This window comes from Streptomyces sp. NPDC001852, from assembly GCF_042891825.1.
In the GTDB taxonomy this organism is placed as follows: Bacteria; Actinomycetota; Actinomycetes; order Streptomycetales; family Streptomycetaceae; genus Streptomyces.
In genome coordinates this window covers 26,023-46,608 of record NZ_JBIATN010000045.1, presented here as the reverse complement: position 1 = coordinate 46,608, position 20,586 = coordinate 26,023, and the positions used below count along the sequence as shown (strand labels likewise).

Sequence of the window (20,586 nt, the reverse complement as noted above, 5' to 3'; positions counted from 1 at the left end):
GCTGGAACAGCTCCCACAACTCGTCCGGCACCAGCCGCTCAACAATCCCCACCACGGCCGACAGCCTACCCAGACAGCCAAATGAGATGAGTTCTAAACCGGCGCAGGATCTCCTCGTCCGGCGAGACCTGCTCACCGGCCTGCCCGCGCATCGCGGACAGGTTCAGCCTGCCCGCCTTACCCGACGGGGCTACCTCGCGCTGCTCGGCGTCGTCGGTCAGGCTGAGGTCGCGCATCCATGCGGTGCGCTCGGCGTCCCAGCGACGGGCGTAGGCGGCCCCCGCGGCCTTGGCGGACACCTCGTCCAGCCGGGGGTGCCGGTCGGACGTGGCGACGGTGATCTCCCGGATCTGGTTGGGCATCGGCACCCCCGAAGCACCGGCCGCCCTGGCCGCCACGCCAGCACCGCCACCGGCCCGAACAAGCGCGGCGCGGCCGGTCAGGGCGCGTTCAAGCGCCCGACCCGCGGCACGCGGAGCGCTGCGGGCCACGTCGGACAGATAAAGGCCCTGCGTACCGCGCAGAAGGCCGCGGCCGGATCACGGGCCGGGCAGCGGGCCCAGACCACCGCCGCCCGCCGCGCGGTCGCCGACGCCCGCCGCAACGCCAAATCCGCAGCCAGCAACGCTCGACTGGGCAAGCACACGGGACTGACAGGCAGCGGGGGACAACAGCCGCAGCTCCTGGGCTGTTCGTTCACTGAGGGGGCGGGTGAGCGCTGGCGCCCGGTGTGATGATGCAGCCGCTCGGTGCCTTCTTGACAAGTCAGCATTTCCCCTGCTGTGCACTCACCCACCCTGCCCGTTTCAGGGAGCTATTCATCCTTTTATGCAGTCAGCAAGAACACCAAATAGAGAATCGCCAACGGTGGATTGTTGCTGGAATCAATCACTCCACCCTCAATTCTCCCTCAATTCAATTGAGGAGGCAGCCTTTCATCCCGTATAGGAGGCAGCAGGCCGCTTGGTCGCGACAGATGGGGATGATCCTGCGGCTAGTAATTGTCTTGAAGTGATCCACTGCGTTGGCGTCGAATGTGAATCCCGGTTAACTTCATGCAAGTCCGCATCCATCATGCGGGGCGGCAAAAAAATCGCTCCACGACCCCAGGGGGAGTTATGAATCGCACAAAGAGGCTCGGCGCACTCATCGGCACAGTCGCCATGAGTGTGGGATTGGGGGCTGCTTCAGCAACGCCGGCACTGGCCCAGAGTAGAATCACTGCCGCAAGTCCTGTCGGTAAGTTCTTCGAGCCTGGAGCCAAACTGCCGGGCGACCTCTTCAAGCCTGGCGCCAAGCTGATAATCAAGCGCAACGCCGACTATGCGCGGTCTCTTTCAACCATGCCGGCTCAGCCGCAGGGGCGAGTCGATCTGGGCGAGGGGTGCGGCACCGACGTGATGGGTGCGACGGACGGCCCCGGACCGACCACCCTGGTGTTGTCGGTCTCCAAGGAGCGGTCGGTTCAGCTCAGCGGGGATGCCGGAATCAGCAAAAGCGACATCTCCGTCAGTGTAGGTTTCAGCGTGACAAATACCTACAAAGTCGCAAACGAGACCCGTTACGAAGTACCCAAGGGCAAGCACGGGAACATCCGAGCGTACCCTCTCTACGAGCACTATCAGGTCACGATTCCTTGGCACCGATTCACCCGGACAGTCGATGTGCTCAAGCCCATTGGCGTGTGTTTCAATTCGTGGCTAGACTAGTTGACGGCCAGTAACTTTGGTACCTGAAAGGGTGACTCCATGATGAAAGTTGTTCAAAAACTAGCCATAGGAGTCACCCTTTCGGTCTTCTGTGTCGCATGTACTTCGGCGAGCGAAAATGGGGCTACGCATGATTCATCGACTACCCAATTCACGCACCTAAGTCAGCTTAAGTCTGTCGACGCGAGTGAAGAGCAACTTATTGCGGCGGAAGAATTCCCTCGAGGAACTCATACACCTAAGGTGATAGGCGAAGTCCGCAAGGGGTCATACCGTCTGGTCGCTTACATCCAGGGGGACTCTTGTGGTCTTCGGGTTGCTGACGCGGCGAACCCTAAACGATCACTGCTGCATATTGCTATAGCGAGCCCTGGCAATGATTCGGGCGGGAGCCAAAAATACCCTGCCGGCCCCTACAACTTCGCCTCGGCACAAAGTGCGAGCGGTTCTGAAACATGGGCTTCACTTGGTTGCAGTGAGTCGGCGATGGTTATTGACTACTCATCCCAAGATCGTGGATCTGCTGCCGAGCAAAGGGGCAACGTTTCCATCAGCGAGCGCAGGAACGCGGAAAATCTCGCTGTAATCATCGGTTCACGAGAAGCACGTGAAAAAATCCTGCCACAGGTTCAGAAACGGCTGCAATAGCCGCAACGAGTGGCGGTACGCCGCCGGCCTTGTCTGTGCCTCCTTGACCGGGGTCGTGGTGCCCGCTTCCTTGACGATTTGATCGCCGGTGGCCAGCGACTCCCAGAGGGCCTTGTCGAAGGCCATCGCGATGAGGACCAGTGCTCCCACGACCTCCTCCGCCGTCGCCGGCCCTCCGTGGTTGTCGCCAGCGCAGGGAACCAGTCACACCGCCGGAACGCGCCGGTCATCCCACACGAAGCGGCCTGTACCTTTAGCCCAGCTGAGCCCGTTGATACCCACCAAAGCAAGAATTCCGGGCGCACCTGCCGCGTCCTGTCGGGGTCGGTGGAAACGGGTCACGTACCAGGCGCCACCGCTGATCCGGTTGCGGCAGTACTGCCAAGGCGGGACGCCGCACTTGGGGCAGGCCTTCTCAGCGCACGCGTTCCAGGCTCGGCGAAGGGCGGATTCGACGGTGGCGGCGTCATGCGCGGACGGCTTCGCAGAGAGAGTGAAGTACTCCATCAGCCGATGATGGCAGTTAGTCCTCCGCCCGTCCGGCGGATGCGATCCCCGAGCCTTCAAGGCCAGGGGACGGTCTCAGTTGCGGTCTCGATCGTCGCTTCTTCCGTGAACGTTCGCCATCGTCCGTCGGGGTCCGAAACCCCCTGTGACCAGAAGCGGAGTCCGTTTCGCAGACATCCGCGGACACTGGTGGACCAAGATCGGACAACTCGTAATGCGTAGGTCTCGGGTTCGAATCCCGAAGGCGGCTCCAGAAAAGGCCAGGTCGCGTAGCCCGTGATCTGGCCTTTTGCGTTGCTCGGGGCATGGCGCGTCACACGGTGGGAACGCCGGGGGATGGTTTGCGTGAGCAATGCGTCAGCGGAGGCGGCTCGGCCCTACTTCCCGGGCTTCCGCCAAAGCCCACCCGCCCTCGCATGCATGGCCGTGCTGGTCGCCGCTGTCATCGTCCGGGGCATGTGGGACCTGCCCGACGGCACCGTCGTCTTCGCCGCCCACGAAGGGGTCGCGACTTGCTCGTCAGCGCCCGGGGCGGCTTCGTTCGGCTCGGGCGCTGTTTCGTTCGGTCTCCCTGCGCTCCCGGTCCGGCCGGGGTAGGTGTTTGCCCACCTCGGAAGTAGGTCTCGGCCCATGGTGCCGGCCGACCCCCTCGCAGCAGCATGATCTACGGGTCACAGCGCGTGGCCTGGATGACGAGACGGGGGTCGGATATGTGGCCGTTTCCGGTGGACGGGGCGGCGCCCTGGCCGACGGGCGTGCTCGTGGCGTTGACCGCGGTCTGCGCTGTGCTGGCCGTCAGGGCGGAGCAGGCGCGGGACCGGCCGGGGCGCGTCGCACGACCGGCTGGGCGGATCGGGTGGCCGGTCGTGGCGGGGCTGGTGGGTACGGCGGCGTACGGCAGTGTGCCCGCTCTGCTGCTCGCCCTGCACAACTCCGCCGTAGGGGCCGGCTACGTCGTCACTGTGCCGGATCTGCAACCCGACGGGCTGTTCCCGGCGGCGTTGCTGATGGCCGGCCTGCTGGCCACCGCGCTGCTCGGCTCGGCGAGCGTGCCCAGGCGGTGGGTGCTGCCCGCGGTCGGGGCGGTGACCGGGGAATTGCTGGAATGGACGTACTGGCTCACGCATTCCTCTGCCGGCTACGGGCGGACACCGCTGAATGTCCTGGTGGGCTGTGGGAGCGTCCCGGTGCTCGCCGCCTTCGCCGGTGCGGCTTTGCACCGGCTGGCGAGCGGCAGGCCCGGGCGTCTGGCCGCAGCCGACGCGTCGAGGTCCGCGCGCTGGGCCCTGCTGTTACCCGCCGTCGTGGTGATGACCGGCGATCTGCTGGGCCTCGATCTGTGGCAGTCCGCGTCGCCGGGCACCGGGATCGGGCCGGCCGTGGTGGGTTATCTGGTGGGGCTGGTGCTGTTGGCGGCCGTCGTGGTCGGGCTGGTGCGGTGGCCGAGGGCGGCGGCGGACCTGTCGGCCCTGGGGCTGGTGGGGATCGGGGTGTACGACGTCGCCCAGAGCGGGTTCGGGCAATCCCTGGTGGTGGTGCAGAAGTTCGGCTCCCCGCGCGGGCCGGCGCCGCTGCTCCCCATGGAGACGGCTCACCATGCGTCGGTCCTCGGCGGGATCCAGGGGGCGGCGCTGCTGGCCCTCGGGCTCTGGCTGCTGCCGCTGACCGTGTTGCCGGATGCCAGGCGGCTGTTGGGGCGGGAGCCGGATCCGGCGCTGGCCCGGCGGGTGCGGGAGCTGACGGAGACGCGGGCCGATGCGGTGAGCTCCGCGGCCGCGGAACTGCGCAGGATCGAGCGGGACCTGCACGACGGCGCACAGGGACGGCTGGTCACCATCGGGATGAACCTCAGGGTCGCCGAGGAGATGATCCACAGCGATCCGCACGAGGCCGCCGCACTCGTCGTGGAGGCCCGCGTCGCCTCGGCGGCGGCACTGGAGGAACTGCGCGGCCTGATCAGGGGGATGCACCCGCCGATGCTGGCCGACCGGGGCCTGGGGGAAGCGGTCCGGGCGCTCGCGCTGGACCTGCCCCTGCCGTGCGAGACCGAGATCGACCTGCCCGAACGGCTCGCCGCCCCGCTGGAGTCTGCCTGCTACTTCGCCGTCGCCGAGGTGGTCACCAACGCCGTCCGGCACGCCTCGGCGCACGGACTCCAGATCCGCATGGCCCGGACGGACGGGCTGCTGCGCATCGAGGTGGTCGACGACGGCGTGGGCGGCGCGGATCCCGCCCGGGGCACCGGGCTGGCCGGGGTGGAGCGCAGGCTGGCGGCCTTCGACGGCATCCTGGCGGTCAGCAGCCCGCCCGGGGGGCCGACGATCGTGGTCATGGAGGTGCCGTGCGCGTAGTCGTCGCGGAGGATCTCTTCCTGCTCCGCGAGGGGCTGGTCAGGCTCCTCAAGGCGCGTGGGTTCGAGATCGTGGCGGCCACCGACAGCGCGCCGGGGCTGCTCGGCGCGCTGCTGGAGTTCCGGCCGGATCTCGCGATCGTGGACATCAGGCTGCCGCCCACCCACACCGACGACGGACTCCGTGCGGCACTGACTGCCCGCGAACGGATGCCCGGGCTGCCGATCCTCCTCCTCTCCCAGTACGTCGAGCAGATCTACGCCCAGGAACTGCTCGCCGACCGGGCCGGAGGGGTCGGTTACCTGCTCAAGGACCGGGTGTTCAGCGACGACCAGTTCGTCGACGTGATCCGTACGGTCGCCGCGGGCGGCACGGTCATGGACCCCGAAGTGGTCACCAAGCTGCTCGGCCGCCGCAGCCGTGGCGAACGCGCGCTCCTCTCCAGGCTCACCGAGCGGGAACGCCAGGTGCTTGAACTCATGGCCGAGGGACGCTCCAACAGCGCCATCGCGAACCGGCTCTTCATCAGCGACAAGGCCGTGTCCAAGCACAGCACCAGCATCTTCACCAAGCTCGAGCTCGCCCCCTCCGACGACGACAACCGCCGCGTGCTGGCCGTGCTCGCCTACCTCATGTCCGCGCCGCATGACGGCCGCACTCCGCCGAGCCACTGAGCTGATCAATACCGAAACGTTGCCGGGCCGGGCCGGCGGCCCGAGCGCCGGGCTCAGCCCGGTGCTGCCCAGAAACCCAGTGCTGCCGACCACCCCAGGGAGGGTCCGTGACGACCACGCCGTTCATGAACCGAGGAGGAATGACGCGCCGTCGCCTGCTCGGAGCCGCGCTGGCGGTCGGGGCCGCCGTGCCGATGGGCGTCGCACGCCCCGCGTGGGCGGCTTCGAACGCCGCGGGCCCGGTGCAGCTCACCCTGCCCGTGCCCACCGGACCGTACCCCGTGGGCACGGTGCCCCTGCACCTCGTCGACACCTCACGTCCGGATCCCGTGGCCGGCCCCGGGCATCACCGTGAGTTGATGGCCGCCGTCTGGTACCCCGCCCGGGGCGTCGAACGGTATCCACTGGCCCGCTGGACGTCCCCTGCCGTGGTGCGGGCGCTCCTGACGTCGGCGGGCTTTCCGGCCGATGTCGCGGTGGCACCGCTCACGGCCGGGCACGAGGGTGCCCCGGTGCTGCGAACGGGCCGACGACTGCCCGTCGTCGTCTTCTCGCATGGCGCGCACGATCACCGGGCGGACACCACCATCGTGGTGCAGGAGCTTGCCGGTCACGGGTACGTGGTGGTCACGGTGGACCACACGTACGACGCGTTCAGCGTGTTCCCCGACGGCCGGCTCACGGTCCCGCTCGACGTACCCGCCCTGACACCGCGGGACTTCGCCACCGACATCCGGTTCGTGCTCGACCGCGTCGAGGACCTCGCGTCCGGGCGCAACCCCGACGCCGGACACCGGCCGCTGCCGGCCGGCCTGCTCGGTGCCCTCGATCCGCAGCGCATCGGCATGTACGGCTGGTCGAAGGGTGCGACGGCGACGGCGTTCGTGATGAGCGAGGACCGGCGCGTCCGGGCAGGGCTGAGCTTCGACGGCCCGATGCAGCCCACGGTCACCACCGACCTGGACCGCCCGTTCATGCTGATGACCGCAGAGTTCCCCCGGGCCACCCAGCCGAGCGTCGCCGAGTTCTGGTCGCACCTGCGGGGATGGCGGCTCAACGTTCAGGCGGAGGGCGCGGTGCACTCGTCGTACTGCGACGTCCAGTTCCTGATCCCACAGCTGGCACAGGCCGTCGGGATGAGCGCCGCGGATCTTCAGTCCTGGATCGGCACCCTTGATCCCGCCCGGGCCGTGAGGATCCAGCAGGCGTACCCGCTCGCGTTCTTCGACCTGCACCTGCGGGACCGGGACCAGAGGCACCTGCTCGACGGCCCGTGCCCGGCCTTTCCGGAGGTGACGTTCATCTCATGAAACGATGGACCGCGTCACTCCCGGTCGGCTCGCCACCATGGCGACCAACAATCTCCTGCTGTCACGGACTCCGCTGTCACGGACTCCGCCGTTGTGGGCCGAGGCTTCCCCACGCGACGACGACAACGCCCACCCAGGACAAAGCCGCAGCAAAGGGCCCGCAAAGTGAATCGGGGTCCGGTGAACCCGCGGATCTGAGGCAACATCTTGGTGAACGATGGGCACCGCGCGGTCAGGGTGCGGTGCCGCCGTCGGCCGGATGGGGTGAGGGACGTGGTGGAGCCGAGGATCGCCGTCGCCGTGGTGACCATGGGCAACCGGCCCGCCGAGGTCGACGCCCTGCTGGAGTCCGTGGCCAAGCAGGACCTCGCCCCCGCCCGCATCGTGATCGTCGGCAACGGCTGCCGGCTGCCCGAGTTCGCCCGCCGGCTCTCCCTGCCCGGTGAGGTCACCACCATCGACGTGGAGGAGAACCTCGGCTGCCCGGGCGGCCGGAACGTCGCCCTGGCCCGCCTGCGCGAGTACGGCGACGTCGACGTCGTCGTGGAGCTGGACGACGACGGCCTGCTCGTCGACCCCGATGTGCTGCGGCGCGTACGGGACCTGTACGCCGCCGACCCGCGCCTCGGCGTCGTCGGTTTCCGCATCGCCGACGAGCACGGCGAGACCCAGCAACGGCATGTGCCCCGCGTGGGCAGGTCGGATCCGATGCGCGGGGGCTACGTCACCGGCTTCCTCGGCGGCGGGCACGCCCTGCGCATGGCGATGCTGGCCGAGATCGGGGACTGGCCGGCCGAGTTCTTCTTCGCGCATGAGGAGACCGACCTCGCCTGGCGCGCCGCCGACGCCGGCTGGAAGATCCTCTACGCCCCCGAGCTGCTGCTCCAGCACCCCAAGACCTCGCCGGCCCGGCACGCCATCTACTACCGCGTCAACGCCCGCAACCGCGTCTGGCTCGTCCGGCGCCGGCTGCCGTTGCCGCTCATCCCCGTGCACCTCGGGGTGTGGACCCTGCTCACCCTCGCCCGCACGCGCTCCCCGGCGGGGCTGAAGGCCTGGTTCGGCGGTTTCGTGGAAGGCCTGCGGAAGCCGGCCGGCGAGCGTCGGCCCATGCGCTGGCGGACGGCGTGGCGGCTCACCCGCCTGGGACGCCCACCGGTGATCTGAGACGCGGCCGCCCGCCCGCCGGTGAGCTGAGGCGCGGGGCGCCTGCGGGGGCGGGGCCGGGAGACGTGGGCGTCTGCCGGTGGGGCAAGGCGTCGGGTGTCTGCCGGGGCGCGGACACGTCGGGCATCTCCCGATGGGCCGGGGGTCGGGGTGTCTGCCGGGCTCGGACACGTGAGGCGTCTGCCGGTGAGCCGAGGCGTCGGGGTGTCTGCCGGGCTCGGACACGTGAGGCGTCTGCCGGTGAGCCGAGGCGTCGGGGTGTCTGCCGGGCGCAGGGGCGTGGGGCATCTGCCGATGGGCGGAGGCGTCGGGCGGCTGGCGGTGGGCGGAGCCGCAGGGTGTCCGTCAGTTGGCCGGACCCGGCGTCTTCGCCGGTGACTTGGGGCAGGAGGCCTCCGCCGCTGGGCGGGGCGCGACGCTTCCGTCCGTGATGACGATGCCGATGACGATGCCGACCAGGGGGCACGCGGATACCCCACCGTTCGCCCGACCGGCGCGCACGGGGCCGATCGCCGATCGCCCGACCGGCGCGAACAGGGCGTGGGGAGCGGAACGGGACGGGGCCCCGGGCGTTCACCTCCGCCGACCGGGGCCCCCTGCGTCCCCGGACCCGGCCTACGGCGACACTCCCCCGAGTTACGCGACATACGCGCGCGCCGTCGGGCCAGATCCGATGGAATGATCACATCAGGATTCGCCAACGGATCGCTAACATATGGCCAACGGTTCGTCGGCCGATGGCGGACCCGTTGGCCGGAACTCGCCGACGGAATCCGAAAGGAGCCCTCGGCCGGGCCGATCCGGGGCTGGTGCGGCCGTCGGACGGTGGCGGGAAACCGTCCGGTACAGGGCGGAATTCCGCCAGACAACGGCGAGCACAGGCTCGTCGCGGAGCGCGGTCGACCCGACCGCGCAGGAAGACCTGGAGCGGCGTGATGCGGCGGTGCGAGCTGCGGTTCGGGCTGCTCGGCCCACCCGTCCTGTACGGCCGACAGGCGTTCGGGATCTCGGACGAATCCCTCCACAACGGCGTCCACGCCATCGGCAGCCCCAAGGTGCGCGCACTGCTGGCCGCACTGCTGCTGGAGCCGGGCCGGGTCGTCTCGGTGGAGGCGCTGAAGGACGCCCTGTGGGGCGGGGCGCCGCCCGTCTCCGCGCAGGCGTCCCTGCACAACCACGTCACCCGGCTGCGCCGGCTCCTGGACGACCCCGACCGGCTCAGGGCCGTGCCGCCGGGATACGTACTGCGCGTCGACCACGGCGAGTTGGACGTGCACGTCTTCGACACCCGGGTCGCCGAGGCACGGGCCGCGCATGCCCGGCGGGACTGGCCGGGCGTCGTACGGGCCTGTACGGCCGCGCTCGCGCTCTGGCGCGGCACCCCGCTCAGCGGACTCCCCGCCGACCTCGGCGGTTATGCCCTGGTGCAGCGTCTGGAGGAGGCCCGCCTGTTCCTGCTGGAGTGGCGCTACGACGCCGAACTCGCCCTGGACGGGGCACGATTGGCCGGGATCGTCCCGGAGCTCGCGGCGCTGGTCGCCGAGTATCCGCTGCGTGAGGCGTACCACCGTCAGCTCATGCTCGCCCTGCACCGCACCGGCCGTCAGGCCGAGGCGCTGGCCGTTCACCGTGATCTGCGCGCCCGCCTGGTCGAGGAACTCGGCATCGAACCCGGCCCGGCGGTCCGCGAGGCCCATGTCGAGGTGCTGCGGGGGAGTGGCGAGGAGCGGCACGGGGCCGAGGGGGAGCGCGACGGCAGTCGGCGGGGTGCCGAGGGCGCCCACCGGCAATCGCCGGGGCCCATGGGTCATGTGGACGGCGTGGCCAGGGGGGAGGCCGAAACGCCGGCTTCGCGCGCGGGCGGGACCCCACCCGATGCGCGTCGGACCCCACGCCCCGCACAACTCCCGCCGCCCCCTGCCCATTTCACCGGCCGCGTCGATGTCCGGCGCGAACTACGGCGTGCGCTCACGGATCCGCCCGTACCGGCTCCGGCCATCGCCGTGCTCAGCGGTATGGCGGGCGTCGGCAAGAGTGCCCTCGCCCTGGCTGTCGCACATGAGCTGCGGGAACGTTTCCCCGATGGGCAGCTGTACGTCAACCTGCACGGCGCCACCCCCGGCATGACCCCGCTCGGCTCCGCCCAGGCGCTCGCCGCGCTGCTGCGGGACCTGGGCGCCGAGCCCCGCAGCATCCCCGAACACCCGGACGCGGCAGCCGCGTTGCTCCGCTCGCTGCTCGCCCCGGCCCGCATCCTGCTGGTACTGGACGACGCGGCGAACGCGGCCCAGGTACGGCCCCTGCTGCCGGCTGGGCCCGGTTGCGCGGTGATCGTCACCAGCCGCTCGCCACTGACCGCCCTCGACGGCGCCCGGCGCTTCCCGCTCGGCCCGCTGACCGGCGAGGACAGCGCGGCACTGCTGCGCGCGGTGAGCGGACGGGAGAGGCTGGACGCCGGTCACCCACTGGTCGAGCTGACCGGCCGGCTCCCGCTGGCGCTGCGCGTCGTGGCCGCCCGGCTCGCCGCCCGCCGCGCCCTCACCCCGGATGTGCTGGCGAGCCAACTCGCGCAGACCGGTGGCCGGTTGCGTCATCTCGAGTACGACGACCTGAGCGTCCGGCGTTCCCTGGCCGTCGCCCATGACGCGCTCGCCGCAGCCGGGCGCGAGGCGGACCGGGACGCGGCGCTGGCGCTGCGCCGCATCGGCGCACTGGACCTGCCGACCTACGGCGCCCCGCTGATCGCCCGCCTCACCGGCACCGACGCGCGGCGCGCCGAGGCGGCCCTGGACCGTCTGGTCGACGTCGCCCTCCTGGAGGAGACCGCCTACGGCCGTTACGCCCCGCACGACCTGGTCCGCGACTTCGCCCGCGAACTGGCGGACACGGGAAAGGGCACCGGTACGCACGCGCCGAGCGCCCTTGCGGACACCGAGCAGAGCCCGGGTGTGCAGGGGGAGGCAGGCGACCGGACCGACCCCGCCGCCGCGCCCGCCCCCGATCTGATCGCCCTCCGCTGGTACGCCGCCGTGGCCGAACGGCTGCTGGAGGCAGTCGTGGAGCCCGGGATCGATCAGGAGGACCGGCGTCGGCCCACCTCCGCGCAACCGCCGGAGCACGCGGCCGACGTGGCCGCGCTGGCGTCCTTCGAGTCCGCCGAGCAGGCCTTCGGCTGGGGAGAGGTGGAGCTGGAGAACGTCGTCGCCCTGGTGTCACGCAACGCGGGCACGTCCGACCCGTGTCGGGCCGCGCACCTCTCGACGCTCGCGCGGCTGCTCTTCCCCTACGTCCAGCGCGGTGGCCGGGTCGCCGAGATGGAGGTGCTGGGGCGGGCCGCGCTCGGGGCGGCACGGCGGCTCGGGGACGCGGCGGCCGAGGCGTACGCCCTCGGCGACCTGGCGGGCCTGCACTTCCTGACCGGCCGCCAGAAGGACGCCCTCGCGCTGACCGACCAGTCCCTGGAGATCTGGCGGCGGCTCGGTGTCGTCTCCAGGATCCGGCGCTGTCTGAACAACCGCGGCCTGCTGCTGGAGGGGCTCGGGCGGTTCGCGGAGTCCGGGGAGGCGCTGCGGCAGAGCCTCGCGTACTCGCGCCAGTTGAACGATCCCTACGGAGAGGCCGTCACCCGCAGCCATCTCGGCAATCTCTACGAGCACACCGACCCGCGTGCCGCGATCGAGCAGCACCGGCGCTCGCTGGCGATCGGGGACGCGATCGGCGCGGTCATCGTGCAGCACTCGGCGCACTGCAACATCGGCTACGCCCATCTCACCCTCGGCGAACCGGCCGCCGCTGCCGGGCACTTCGAGGAGAGCCTGCGCATCCTCGGCGGCCACGGGGACTGGCACGGCGAGTCCCAGACCCGGCTCGGCCTGGTCCGCGCGCTGCGGCAGCTGGGCGATACCGAACGGGCGGGCCGTGAGTGCGCCGAACTGCTGCGCCGGGCCGACGCCCGCGCCGACTGCTACATGGGGGCCCTGGCCCGGCACCAGCACGGGCTGCTGCTGAGCGCACGGGGACGGCGGACGGAGGCGTACGACGCCTGGCGCGCGGCACTGGCGGCGCTGGACGGCACCGACGAGCAGGCGGTCGTGACAGAGCTGCGGGAACTTCTCGCGGAGTGACCCCGAAGGGGCGCGGGAGTGTGCCGATGTGCGGATCCGCCGCGTGGGGCGCGACCAGCCGCGGCGCACCCGCACACGCCGGCCGAGTTCCCTCCACATCCTTGGGCGGACACCTCCGACGCAGCGCTCACTTGGCGTCGGCATAGCACTCCACCACCGCTGTCGTGAACGGGAACCGCACCGGGGTCTCGCCGAAGGTCAGCCGGCCGGCGAGGTCGGCGGAGGCACGGATGGCGTGGACGACCGTGTCGGTCTCCTCGGCGGGGCAGTGCACGATCACCTCGTCGTGCTGGAAGAAGACCAGCTCCGCCTTGAGATCCGCGCAGGCCCGGCGGAGCCCGGCGAGCATCAGCAGGGCCCAGTCGGCGGCGCTGCCCTGGACGACGAAGTTCCGCGCGAAGCGGCCCCTCGCCCGGGAGTTGGTGGAGGCGTAGCCGGGGCCCCAGGCGCTGTGGCCGTCGGCGTGCGTCTCGGCGGCGTCGTCGCCGATGGGGATGCCTGCCTCCCCCGCCGTGTCCTCGCCGGCTCCGGCGGCCGGCGGGCAGGTCCGGCCCAGCCAGGTGCGCACCAGCCGACCCTCCTCGCCCGCGCGGGCCGCCTCGTCGACGTAGGCGACGGCCTTCGGGAAGCGGCGGCGCAGCGCGGCCAGGTTCTTCAGGCCGTCGCCCGAGGTCTGTCCGTAGATCGCGCCGAGCACGGCGACCTTGGCCTGGTCACGGTCGCCGGAGAAGGCGCGGTCGGACACGGACTGGTAGAGGTCGCTCTCGCGGCCGGCCACCTCCATCAGCCCGGGATCGCGGGAGATCGCGGCGAGCACGCGCGGCTCCATCTGGTCGGCGTCGGCCACGACCAGCCGCCAGCCGGGGTCGGCGACCACGGCCCGGCGGATCACCTTGGGGATCTGCAGTGCGCCCCCGCCGTTGGTCACCCAGCGTCCGGTCACCGTGCCGCCGGCGAGGAACTCGGGGCGGAAGCGGCCGTCGCGCACCCAGTCCTGCAGCCAGGACCAGCCATGGGCCACCCAGATGCGGTACAGCTTCTTGTACTCCAGCAGGGGCTCGACGGCCGGGTGGTCGACGGACCGGATCTCCCAGCGGCGGGTGGACTTCACCTTGATCCCGGCCTGGGCGAAGGCCTTGATCACGTCGGCGGGCAGATCGGGGCGGACCCGGCGGCCGAAGGCGGCGGAGACCTCGTCGGCCAGCTCGGCGAGTCGGCGCGGCTCGCCGCCGCCCGCGTACCGCTCGCCCAGCAGGTCGTGCAGCAGGCGGCGGTGGACCTCGGCGCTCCACGGCAGGCCCGCGTGGTTCATCTCGGCGGCCACCAGCGTGCCGGCCGACTCGGCGGCCGTCAGGAGCCGCATCCGGCCGGGGTGGGCGGTCCGCTCGTGCCGCCGCAACTGCTCGGCGTGGACCGCGAGGAGGTCGGCCAGGGGCAGGCGGGTGCTGGTGGCCTCGAACAGCGGGGACTGGGCGCCCGGTGCGGCCGGGCGCTGGGGCGGGTCGGGCGGTACGGGGCCGCCCCGGAGGCGGGCCAGGGCGGCGGCGGCCGAGCGCGGCTCGCCATGCCGGCCCTCGTGGCCCAGCAGGAGTGTCTCGGCGTCCTCGATGTCGTAGCACCGCTCCACTCGCACCCCCGTGGCGAGCAGACGCGGGTAGACCTCGGGGGTGGACCGCCACACCCAGCGCGTCACCTCCGGGCGGCTCCGCACCGCCCCGGCGAGATCGCCCTCCCGCCGCACCGGCCCGGCGGGCAGGCCGTCCGGGCCGAGGGGGGCGACATCCACGCCTCCGTCCTCGGCCGGTGCGAGCGCCCACCGGTCGGTCATGACTGCGAGTGTGGCAGCCGGCTCTGACAATCGGCCTGACCTGCGGTTTCAGTCCTCGCTCGGGCGGGGGTCGGCCGCTTCCGCGCCGGCTGCCTCCGCGGCCGCCGCCTTCGTCTGCTCCGTCAGCATCGACAGCACCCTGGCGATGTACGCCTCGGTCCCGGCCTTGGTGATGCCGAGGTCGCTGAGGACACCCTGGCCGTTCTCCTGCTCCAGGAGTGCGAGCAGGATGTGCTCGGTGCCGATGTAGTTGTGGCCGAGCCGGAGGGCCTCGCGGAAGGTGAGTTCCAGGGCCTTCTTGGCGTCGGGGCCGTAGGGGATGAGGTCCGGAACCTCGTCCGCGGCGGGCGGCAGCGCGGCGGTCGCGGCCTGCCGTACGGCGTCCAGGAGGACGCCCTGCTCGGTGATCGCCTTCGCCCCGATGCCCTCGGGTTCGGCCAGCAGTCCTAGGACCAGGTGCTCGGGTCGGCCCTCCGGGGTGCGGGCGGCCACCGCCTCGTTGTGCGCGGCGATGACCACGTTCCGCGCGCGCGGGGTGTAGCGGCTGAAGTCGCCGGCATCGAGGTCGGCGGACTCCTTCGGTACGAACCGCTTCTGCGCCGCCTGCCGGGTGACGCCCATGCTCCGGCCGATCTCCGTCCAGGACGCGCCCGAGCGCCGGGCCTGGTCGACGAAGTGGCCGATCAGGTGGTCCGCCACATCACCGAGGTGATCGGCGGCGATCACCGCGTCCTGGAGCTGTTCGAGGGGCTCGTGGTGGGCCTTCTTGATGGCCGCGATGAGGTCGTCGAGGCGTACGGATGCCGTGATGTTCGGGTTGGTCGCCATGTGTCAACCGTAGGTTGCGCCTCCGAGGCTGTCAACCGATGGTTGACAGTCTCCTCGGGTGTGGCGTGCCGGTCACTTCGGTGCGACCGCCAGACGCACCGCGAGCCCTGCGAACACCGTCCCGCCGAAGTAGTCCAGGCCCCGCGCGAGGCGCCGACTGCGCCGCAGCAGTGCGGCGAGCCTCCCGGAGAGCAGGCCGACCGAGCCGTCCACCACGACGCCCATCGCCGTGATCGTGAATCCCAGCACGAGGAACTGCTCACGCACGTGCCCCAGGGCGGGGTTCACGAACTGCGGCAGGAAGGAGACGTTGAAGAGGATCACCTTCGGGTTGAGGAGGTTGGTGACGGTGCCCCGCCAGAACGCCCGTCGGCGCCCGTTCCGCGGCGCCGGCTCGGTGTCGACCGGTCCGCCGTCGCCCCGGAACGCCCTGACCGCGAGGAACAGCAGATAGGCCGCGCCCGCCCAGTGCAGCGCCTCGTAGAGCGTCGGCAGGGTCAGGAACAGCGCCGACAGGCCGAGCGCCGCGGCGACCGTGTGCACGAGCATGGCGCAGGCGACTCCGACGGCGGCCGCCATACCCGTCAGCGGGCCGCCCCGGCCGCCCACCGCCACGATGAACATCATGTCGGGTCCGGGAGTGACGCAGAGTGCGAAAGCGGCGATCAGGAACGCCGCATAGAGAGACGTGTCCACCATGCCGCCATGCTTCGCGTGGCTCCACGCGCGCGTGGCGGAATTCCAGGGGTTGAGACGAGCCGTCGGCCAAGCGGTCCACTGGGTGGCGGTGTTGAGGGCGGACGGGTGGCCACTACGTTGGTCTTGACCACCACGGCCCCGCACTTCCCCGGCGCACCCGGCGACTTCGACCGACCCCGAAGCGGACCCCGAACCCGAACCGGACCCGAACCCGGAGCCGCACTCCCGCCGCCACCCCGCCCCTTTGTCCACAGCCTGTGGACAAAGTTCGGTTTGCTGTCGGTGGGGCATGGCACGATCGACGGTGTGACCAGCACTGGCAGCACGGTCGAGAGGGCCTTCAGGGCCGCCCTCTACGACGACACCGACACCGGCCTCGACACCGGCGCCTCCCTGCTCGCCGCCGACCCCACCGCGGATGCCGAACTCGCGCGGCGAGGCGAGGAGTTCATGGCGACGGCCTGGCGGCGCGGCTGGCAGCCCGCCGATGTCGTACGGCTGGTGCGGCGCGAGCTGGAGGATGTGCATGTGCGCCGGGCCGCCGCGCTGATCCGCGCCCAGGCCGGTGGGGACCGCCCCCGCGGGCGCCGCTGGGCCGCCCAGCTGGCGGAGCTGCCGGAGGATCCCGCCCGCGAGGCCGACCGCTTCTCGCAGGCCACGGCCACACTGGAGCTGTACCGCCTGCTGCTGCGCCTGCCCGCCCTGGAGCCACTGGAGGAGCCCCGGAACGCCCCCGGCCCGGCTGCCTCGCGCATGCTCGCCCGGATCCGCGCGCTGCTCGCCAAGGCCGAGGCGACCGGGTATCCGGAGGAGGCGGAGGCGCTCAGCGCCAAGGCGCAGGAGCTGATGGCGCGGCACAGTGTCGACGAGGCGCTGCTCGCCGCCGGGGCGCCCGCGCCGGACGCGCCCGGGGCCTGCCGGATCGGGGTCGAGCCGCCGTACGAACAGGTCAAGGCGGTCCTGCTCGACGCCGTGGCCGGCGCGAACAACTGCCGCGCGGTGTGGCACGAACCGTTCGGCTTCTCCACGGTCGTCGGCTTCGAGGCGGACCTGGAGGCGGTCGAGTTGCTCTACACCTCGCTGCTGGTGCAGGCAACGCACGCGATGACCAGGGCGGAGACCGCTCAGAGAGCCGGCGGACGGAAACGGACCAAGACCTTCCGGCAGTCCTTCCTGGCCGCCTACGCCCACCGGGTCGGCGACCGGCTCGCGGCCGCCGTCGAGACCCAGGTCAGCGAGGACCTGCTGCCGGTCCTCGCCACCAGGGAGGTGGCCGTCACCGACCGGCTGGAGCGCATGTTCCCCGAGACCACCACCACCCGGCTGCGTGGCGTGACCGACGCGGCAGGCTGGACGGAGGGCGCCCGCGCGGCGGACCAGGCACAGGTCAGAGCCCGCCGCGGACTGCACTGAACCCACCTCGAGCAGCCGCCGGTCCGCGGCAACCTGAAGTGAGCCCGGGTGCCCGGCGCGCAGGAGCCGCCGTCAGTGCGCCGGAACCTGGAGTGAGCCCACCCGGGCAGGAGACAGAGCGCCCGAAGCCACTGTCATCGCGTCCGGCCCGAAGCCGACCCGTCCGGATCCAGCGCCGACCCGCACGGAGCCGGAGCCGACGCGAGCCCGGCTGAACTCAGCCCACTCCAGGCCGGAATCAGCCCGCCCCAATCAGGCGTCAGCCCAGCCCGGGGCCGGAGTGATCCCGCCCGACCCCGACGTCAGTCCGCCCTGAGCCGGAGTCGGCCGCCGAATCCCGCGTCAGCTGCCCCAGGCCGGAGTCGCCCCCCAAACCCGGCGTCAGCCCAACCCAACCCAGGCCGGAGCGGTGCGGCCTCAATCCGGCGTCAACCCCCGTGCCGGAGGGACCCCGCCCAGGCTGGAACCGCCCGCCGAAGTCGGGGTCAGCCCGTGCAGCCTCTCGTGGTCAGCACGCGCAGCCTGCCGTGGTCGTCAGTCGCCGACCTGCTGGAAGGCGGTCACGGAGGCGGTCGGGGCGGTGCCGCCGGTCTGGGTGGCGACGGGGCCGTACGACCAGGGGAAGCTTCGGGACGCGGTGGTCCCCGGCAGGGTGATCTTCACGGTCTTGGCGTCCAACGCGGCCTTGCCGCCCGCCTTGCCGCGCACGTAGGCGATGGTGAAGGACGCCGAGTCGCCCTTGGCGAGCTTCAGCTTCTGGGCCTTGGCGCCCTTGAGCGCGGGCACCTTGGCCTCGGTGTTGCCGGCGCTCAGGACCACGCCCGCGAACTGGTCCAGGGTGCAGGGCTTGCTCTGGTTGGTGATGCTGACCGGAATCTCACCCGTGTCACCGGCCTTCGGGGCCACGCTCGCGGACCCGATCTGCACGGAGACCCCGCCGATCTCGCAGGCCGAGCCGTTCTTGCTGCCGCTCTTGCTCCCACCGTCGTCGCAGGCGGTGAGCAGCAGGGCGGCGGCGAGGGCCGTGACGGTGAGCGGAATGGCGCGCATGAGCAGTCCCATCGAGGTCGTGACGGTGCCCCTGCATCATGGCGCCTGCGTGCCGGGCCGGTACGCCCACCCCCGGCGGAATCACCACTTCAGGTGGCGTCACTCCTCACCGGATCCGCCCCTGTCACTGCTTCACCTCAGTGCTTCGCCTTGGTCGGCAGCGCCGAAGGCAGCTTGCCGCCCTCCGCCTTGGTGTACGTCTCCTTGCCGGTCTTGCCCGACCAGCTCACCGTCATGCTCTTGGCGTTCACCGAGTCCACCATGCCGGTGGCCCGGTCCTTGTTGCCGTCGGGGCAGGTCAGATGGATCATCTGCATCCCGGACTCCTCGCCCGCGGCGCCCTGGCACCAGGCCTTCCGGCCCGTCACGAAGAGCCCGGCCTTCTTGCCGGTGATCACCAGTGCCACGATCTTGCCGCCGCTCGTGGTGATCCAGCTGCCCTGGACCTTGCCGGAGGCCCCGGTCGCCGCTCCCGAGGCCGAGGAGGAGGCCGACGCGGTCGCGCTGGGCTTCGTCGGGGCGGTGGTCTTCTCGCCCCCGCCGCCCCCGCCCCCGCTGCACGCGGTCAGCGCGGCGAGCGCGCCCACCAGGCCTGCTGCCACGGTCGCGGTCCGCACCCTGGCAGTCGCAGCAGTCGCACCAGTCGCAGTAGTCACCGGAAAGCTCCCAAGCTGTAGCGGCCGGCCGCCCTCGGCCGGACGGCCCGCAGCAAGCTACCAGCAGCAACCAGGAGGACTATCGGACGCCGGGCAGGAATCCGTTGTGAAGCCGCCCACCCCACAGGTCGGGAAGCCGCCCATCACCTACACGTAGGAAAATCCCTACGCTTGACTAGTAGGAAATCCCCTACCTATCCTCGTGCCCATGAACATCACCCACGCCTCCTTCGTCACCCTCCCCGTCGCCGACCAGGACCGTGCCCTGCGCTTCTACCGGGACGTGCTCGGCTTCCAGGTCACCGCCGATCTGCAGATGCCGCCCGGGCGATGGCTGCAGGTCGCCCCGCAGGGCGCGCAGACCGTGTTCACGCTCTCCGGGCCGGGCATGGGTGATTTCGTGCCCGGTTCGGCGCGGGGGATCATGTTGGTGACGACCGATGTCGACGCCGACTGCGCGCGGCTCGCCGAGGCGGGCACCGAGGTGCAGGGTCCGGAGGAGTACCCGTGGGGGCGCATGGCCTCCTTCACGGACCCCGACGGCAACGGTCTGATGCTGCTGACGGAGAAGGAAGGCTTCTGAACCCACCATGAGTACTGGGGCCGGGACGGCTGCCGCCGCCGAGGACCGCGTCTTCGCCGCGCTCGCCAACGCCACCCGTCGCGAGGTGCTGCGCCTGCTGCGTGAGCGCGGACCGCAGCCCGTCCAGGCCCTCGCCGACCACTTCGACATGCGCCGCCCGAGCCTCTCGGAACACCTCAAGGTGCTCCGGGAGGCCGGCCTCGTCTCCGAACAGCGCTCGGGGCGGCAGCGCATCTACCGCCTCGAGGCCGCTCCCCTCGCCGAGGTGCAGGACTGGCTCCACCCGTACGAGCGGTTCTGGCGCGACCGGCTGAAGGGCCTCGGCGACCTGCTCGACCGTCTGCCCGACGATGACCAGCCATGAGCACCGAACCAGGCAACGGCACCGAACCAGGCCATGACGCCGGCCCCGGCAGTGACAAGGGCGCGGACGACCTGACCACCATCCGCGTCGACCAGTTCTTCCCGCACCCGCCCGCCAAGGTCTGGCGCGCCCTGACCGACCCCGGGCTGCTCACCCAGTGGCAGATGCCCGGTGCCGAGGACTTCCGGCTGGAGGTCGGCCACCGGTACCGGATGACCTCCGTCCCGCGTCCCAACGCCCGTTTCTCCGGGGTCGTGGAGGTGCGGGTGCTGGCCTACGACATCGAGCGGATGCTGTCCGTCCGCTGGGCCGACGCCGATCCGGCCAACCCCGCGGACTGGACCATCACCTGGACCCTGGAACAGGAAGGGCGCGGTACGCGTCTTTTCCTGGTGCACGAAGGTTTCGATCCGGACGACCCGGCTCAGCTGATGGCGCGGAAGATCATGGACGGGGGGTGGCGGGGGCATGTCCTGCCCGCTCTGGGGCAGACGCTGGAGCAGCTTCGCTGACGCAGGGGTCTCCCGGACAGTAAAGCGAACGTCAAAGCTGTAACCGTGGGAACACCGCACGTGCACGTGCATTTGCTCATGCATCTGCATGTGAACAAGGTTATGATCCGGGTCAGTTGACCACAGCATCTATGGCCACACCAGCCAGTGCACCACCGGGGAG

At 71.1% G+C, this 20,586-nt stretch carries 17 protein-coding genes; 10 read left to right on the top strand and 7 right to left on the bottom strand.

Annotation, left to right across the window (positions count from 1 at the left end; all coding sequences use genetic code 11):
• Positions 1-65: 65 nt before the first annotated feature.
• A complete protein-coding gene (locus tag ACFYZB_RS42710) occupies positions 66-362 on the bottom strand; it encodes a hypothetical protein (RefSeq protein ID WP_388767277.1) in 297 nt (98 codons plus the stop codon).
• Between the two features lie 756 nt (positions 363-1,118).
• Between ACFYZB_RS42710 and ACFYZB_RS42705 the strand changes: the two genes are divergently transcribed.
• Positions 1,119-1,709: a hypothetical protein gene (locus ACFYZB_RS42705; protein WP_388767276.1), complete on the top strand. Its 591-nt coding sequence runs from the start codon at positions 1,119-1,121 to the stop codon at positions 1,707-1,709.
• Between the two features lie 594 nt (positions 1,710-2,303).
• On the opposite strand, the gene ACFYZB_RS42700 is transcribed toward ACFYZB_RS42705, so the two are convergent.
• Positions 2,304-2,507: a hypothetical protein gene (locus ACFYZB_RS42700; protein WP_388767275.1), complete on the bottom strand. Its 204-nt coding sequence runs from the start codon at positions 2,505-2,507 to the stop codon at positions 2,304-2,306.
• 1,067 nt (positions 2,508-3,574) lie between these two features.
• Between ACFYZB_RS42700 and ACFYZB_RS42695 the strand changes: the two genes are divergently transcribed.
• The 5 genes from ACFYZB_RS42695 to ACFYZB_RS42675 all read left to right on the top strand — a co-directional run bounded on the left by ACFYZB_RS42695 (position 3,575) and on the right by ACFYZB_RS42675 (position 12,490).
• Complete coding sequence (locus tag ACFYZB_RS42695) at positions 3,575-5,215, top strand: sensor histidine kinase (RefSeq protein WP_388767274.1); 1,641 nt, start codon at positions 3,575-3,577, stop codon at positions 5,213-5,215.
• Complete coding sequence (locus ACFYZB_RS42690) at positions 5,206-5,889, top strand: LuxR C-terminal-related transcriptional regulator (RefSeq protein WP_388767273.1); 684 nt, start codon at positions 5,206-5,208, stop codon at positions 5,887-5,889. The genes ACFYZB_RS42695 and ACFYZB_RS42690 overlap by 10 nt, the downstream gene beginning before the upstream one ends.
• A gap of 140 nt (positions 5,890-6,029) precedes the next feature.
• The gene (locus tag ACFYZB_RS42685) at positions 6,030-7,199 is read left to right on the top strand and encodes an alpha/beta hydrolase family protein (protein WP_388767272.1); all 1,170 of its coding nucleotides are present in this window, start codon (positions 6,030-6,032) and stop codon (positions 7,197-7,199) included.
• A 273-nt stretch (positions 7,200-7,472) separates the two neighbouring features.
• Positions 7,473-8,366: a glycosyltransferase gene (locus ACFYZB_RS42680; protein ID WP_351210247.1), complete on the top strand. Its 894-nt coding sequence runs from the start codon at positions 7,473-7,475 to the stop codon at positions 8,364-8,366.
• A 935-nt stretch (positions 8,367-9,301) separates the two neighbouring features.
• A complete protein-coding gene (locus tag ACFYZB_RS42675) occupies positions 9,302-12,490 on the top strand; it encodes a BTAD domain-containing putative transcriptional regulator (RefSeq protein WP_388767271.1) in 3,189 nt (1,062 codons plus the stop codon).
• Between the two features lie 127 nt (positions 12,491-12,617).
• Here the strand turns inward: ACFYZB_RS42675 and ACFYZB_RS42670 are convergent, their stop codons facing one another.
• From ACFYZB_RS42670 to ACFYZB_RS42660, 3 genes are all read right to left on the bottom strand, one after another.
• Positions 12,618-14,318, bottom strand: a complete 1,701-nt coding sequence (locus tag ACFYZB_RS42670) for a bifunctional 3'-5' exonuclease/DNA polymerase (protein WP_388767270.1) — start codon at positions 14,316-14,318, stop codon at positions 12,618-12,620.
• A 48-nt stretch (positions 14,319-14,366) separates the two neighbouring features.
• A complete protein-coding gene (locus ACFYZB_RS42665; protein ID WP_388767269.1) occupies positions 14,367-15,146 on the bottom strand; it encodes a Clp protease N-terminal domain-containing protein in 780 nt (259 codons plus the stop codon).
• A gap of 72 nt (positions 15,147-15,218) precedes the next feature.
• Positions 15,219-15,845 (bottom strand): LysE family translocator, encoded by a 627-nt coding sequence (locus tag ACFYZB_RS42660; RefSeq protein WP_388767268.1) that lies wholly within the window; start codon positions 15,843-15,845, stop codon positions 15,219-15,221.
• Positions 15,846-16,151: 306 nt separating this feature from the next.
• On the opposite strand from ACFYZB_RS42660, the gene ACFYZB_RS42655 reads away from it, so the two are divergent.
• Positions 16,152-17,258 (top strand): DUF2786 domain-containing protein, encoded by a 1,107-nt coding sequence (locus ACFYZB_RS42655; protein WP_388767267.1) that lies wholly within the window; start codon positions 16,152-16,154, stop codon positions 17,256-17,258.
• A gap of 534 nt (positions 17,259-17,792) precedes the next feature.
• On the opposite strand, the gene ACFYZB_RS42650 is transcribed toward ACFYZB_RS42655, so the two are convergent.
• Both ACFYZB_RS42650 and ACFYZB_RS42645 read right to left on the bottom strand, forming a co-directional pair.
• Positions 17,793-18,308 (bottom strand): DUF4232 domain-containing protein, encoded by a 516-nt coding sequence (locus ACFYZB_RS42650; RefSeq protein WP_388767278.1) that lies wholly within the window; start codon positions 18,306-18,308, stop codon positions 17,793-17,795.
• Between the two features lie 137 nt (positions 18,309-18,445).
• Positions 18,446-18,910: a hypothetical protein gene (locus tag ACFYZB_RS42645; protein ID WP_388767266.1), complete on the bottom strand. Its 465-nt coding sequence runs from the start codon at positions 18,908-18,910 to the stop codon at positions 18,446-18,448.
• Between the two features lie 262 nt (positions 18,911-19,172).
• Here ACFYZB_RS42645 and ACFYZB_RS42640 point away from each other — a divergent pair, with 262 nt between their 5' ends.
• From ACFYZB_RS42640 to ACFYZB_RS42630, 3 genes are read left to right on the top strand one after another with little or no spacing between them, the layout of a single operon-like run.
• On the top strand, positions 19,173-19,547 hold the full coding sequence (locus ACFYZB_RS42640) for a VOC family protein (RefSeq protein ID WP_351210235.1): 375 nt from the start codon (positions 19,173-19,175) through the stop codon (positions 19,545-19,547).
• Between the two features lie 7 nt (positions 19,548-19,554).
• The gene (locus ACFYZB_RS42635) at positions 19,555-19,911 is read left to right on the top strand and encodes a metalloregulator ArsR/SmtB family transcription factor (RefSeq protein WP_351210233.1); all 357 of its coding nucleotides are present in this window, start codon (positions 19,555-19,557) and stop codon (positions 19,909-19,911) included.
• Entirely contained in the window at positions 19,908-20,423 is a 516-nt protein-coding gene (locus ACFYZB_RS42630) for an SRPBCC domain-containing protein (RefSeq protein ID WP_388767265.1), read from the top strand. Before ACFYZB_RS42635 ends, ACFYZB_RS42630 begins: the two co-directional genes overlap by 4 nt.
• Positions 20,424-20,586: the final 163 nt, after the last annotated feature.

Bases quoted from the DNA above. Each gene is read 5' to 3' on its own strand.
- ACFYZB_RS42640 (WP_351210235.1), top strand. From the start codon at position 19,173: ATGAACATCACCCACGCCTCCTTCGTCACCCTCCCCGTCGCCGACCAG.
- ACFYZB_RS42635 (WP_351210233.1), top strand. From the start codon at position 19,555: ATGAGTACTGGGGCCGGGACGGCTGCCGCCGCCGAGGACCGCGTCTTC.
- ACFYZB_RS42665 (WP_388767269.1), bottom strand. From the start codon at position 15,146: ATGGCGACCAACCCGAACATCACGGCATCCGTACGCCTCGACGACCTC.
- ACFYZB_RS42710 (WP_388767277.1), bottom strand. From the start codon at position 362: ATGCCCAACCAGATCCGGGAGATCACCGTCGCCACGTCCGACCGGCAC.
- ACFYZB_RS42675 (WP_388767271.1), top strand. From the start codon at position 9,302: ATGCGGCGGTGCGAGCTGCGGTTCGGGCTGCTCGGCCCACCCGTCCTG.
- ACFYZB_RS42705 (WP_388767276.1), top strand. From the start codon at position 1,119: ATGAATCGCACAAAGAGGCTCGGCGCACTCATCGGCACAGTCGCCATG.
- ACFYZB_RS42685 (WP_388767272.1), top strand. From the start codon at position 6,030: ATGACGCGCCGTCGCCTGCTCGGAGCCGCGCTGGCGGTCGGGGCCGCC.
- ACFYZB_RS42670 (WP_388767270.1), bottom strand. From the start codon at position 14,318: ATGACCGACCGGTGGGCGCTCGCACCGGCCGAGGACGGAGGCGTGGAT.
- ACFYZB_RS42650 (WP_388767278.1), bottom strand. From the start codon at position 18,308: ATGCGCGCCATTCCGCTCACCGTCACGGCCCTCGCCGCCGCCCTGCTG.
- ACFYZB_RS42695 (WP_388767274.1), top strand. From the start codon at position 3,575: ATGTGGCCGTTTCCGGTGGACGGGGCGGCGCCCTGGCCGACGGGCGTG.
- ACFYZB_RS42630 (WP_388767265.1), top strand. From the start codon at position 19,908: ATGAGCACCGAACCAGGCAACGGCACCGAACCAGGCCATGACGCCGGC.
- ACFYZB_RS42660 (WP_388767268.1), bottom strand. From the start codon at position 15,845: ATGGTGGACACGTCTCTCTATGCGGCGTTCCTGATCGCCGCTTTCGCA.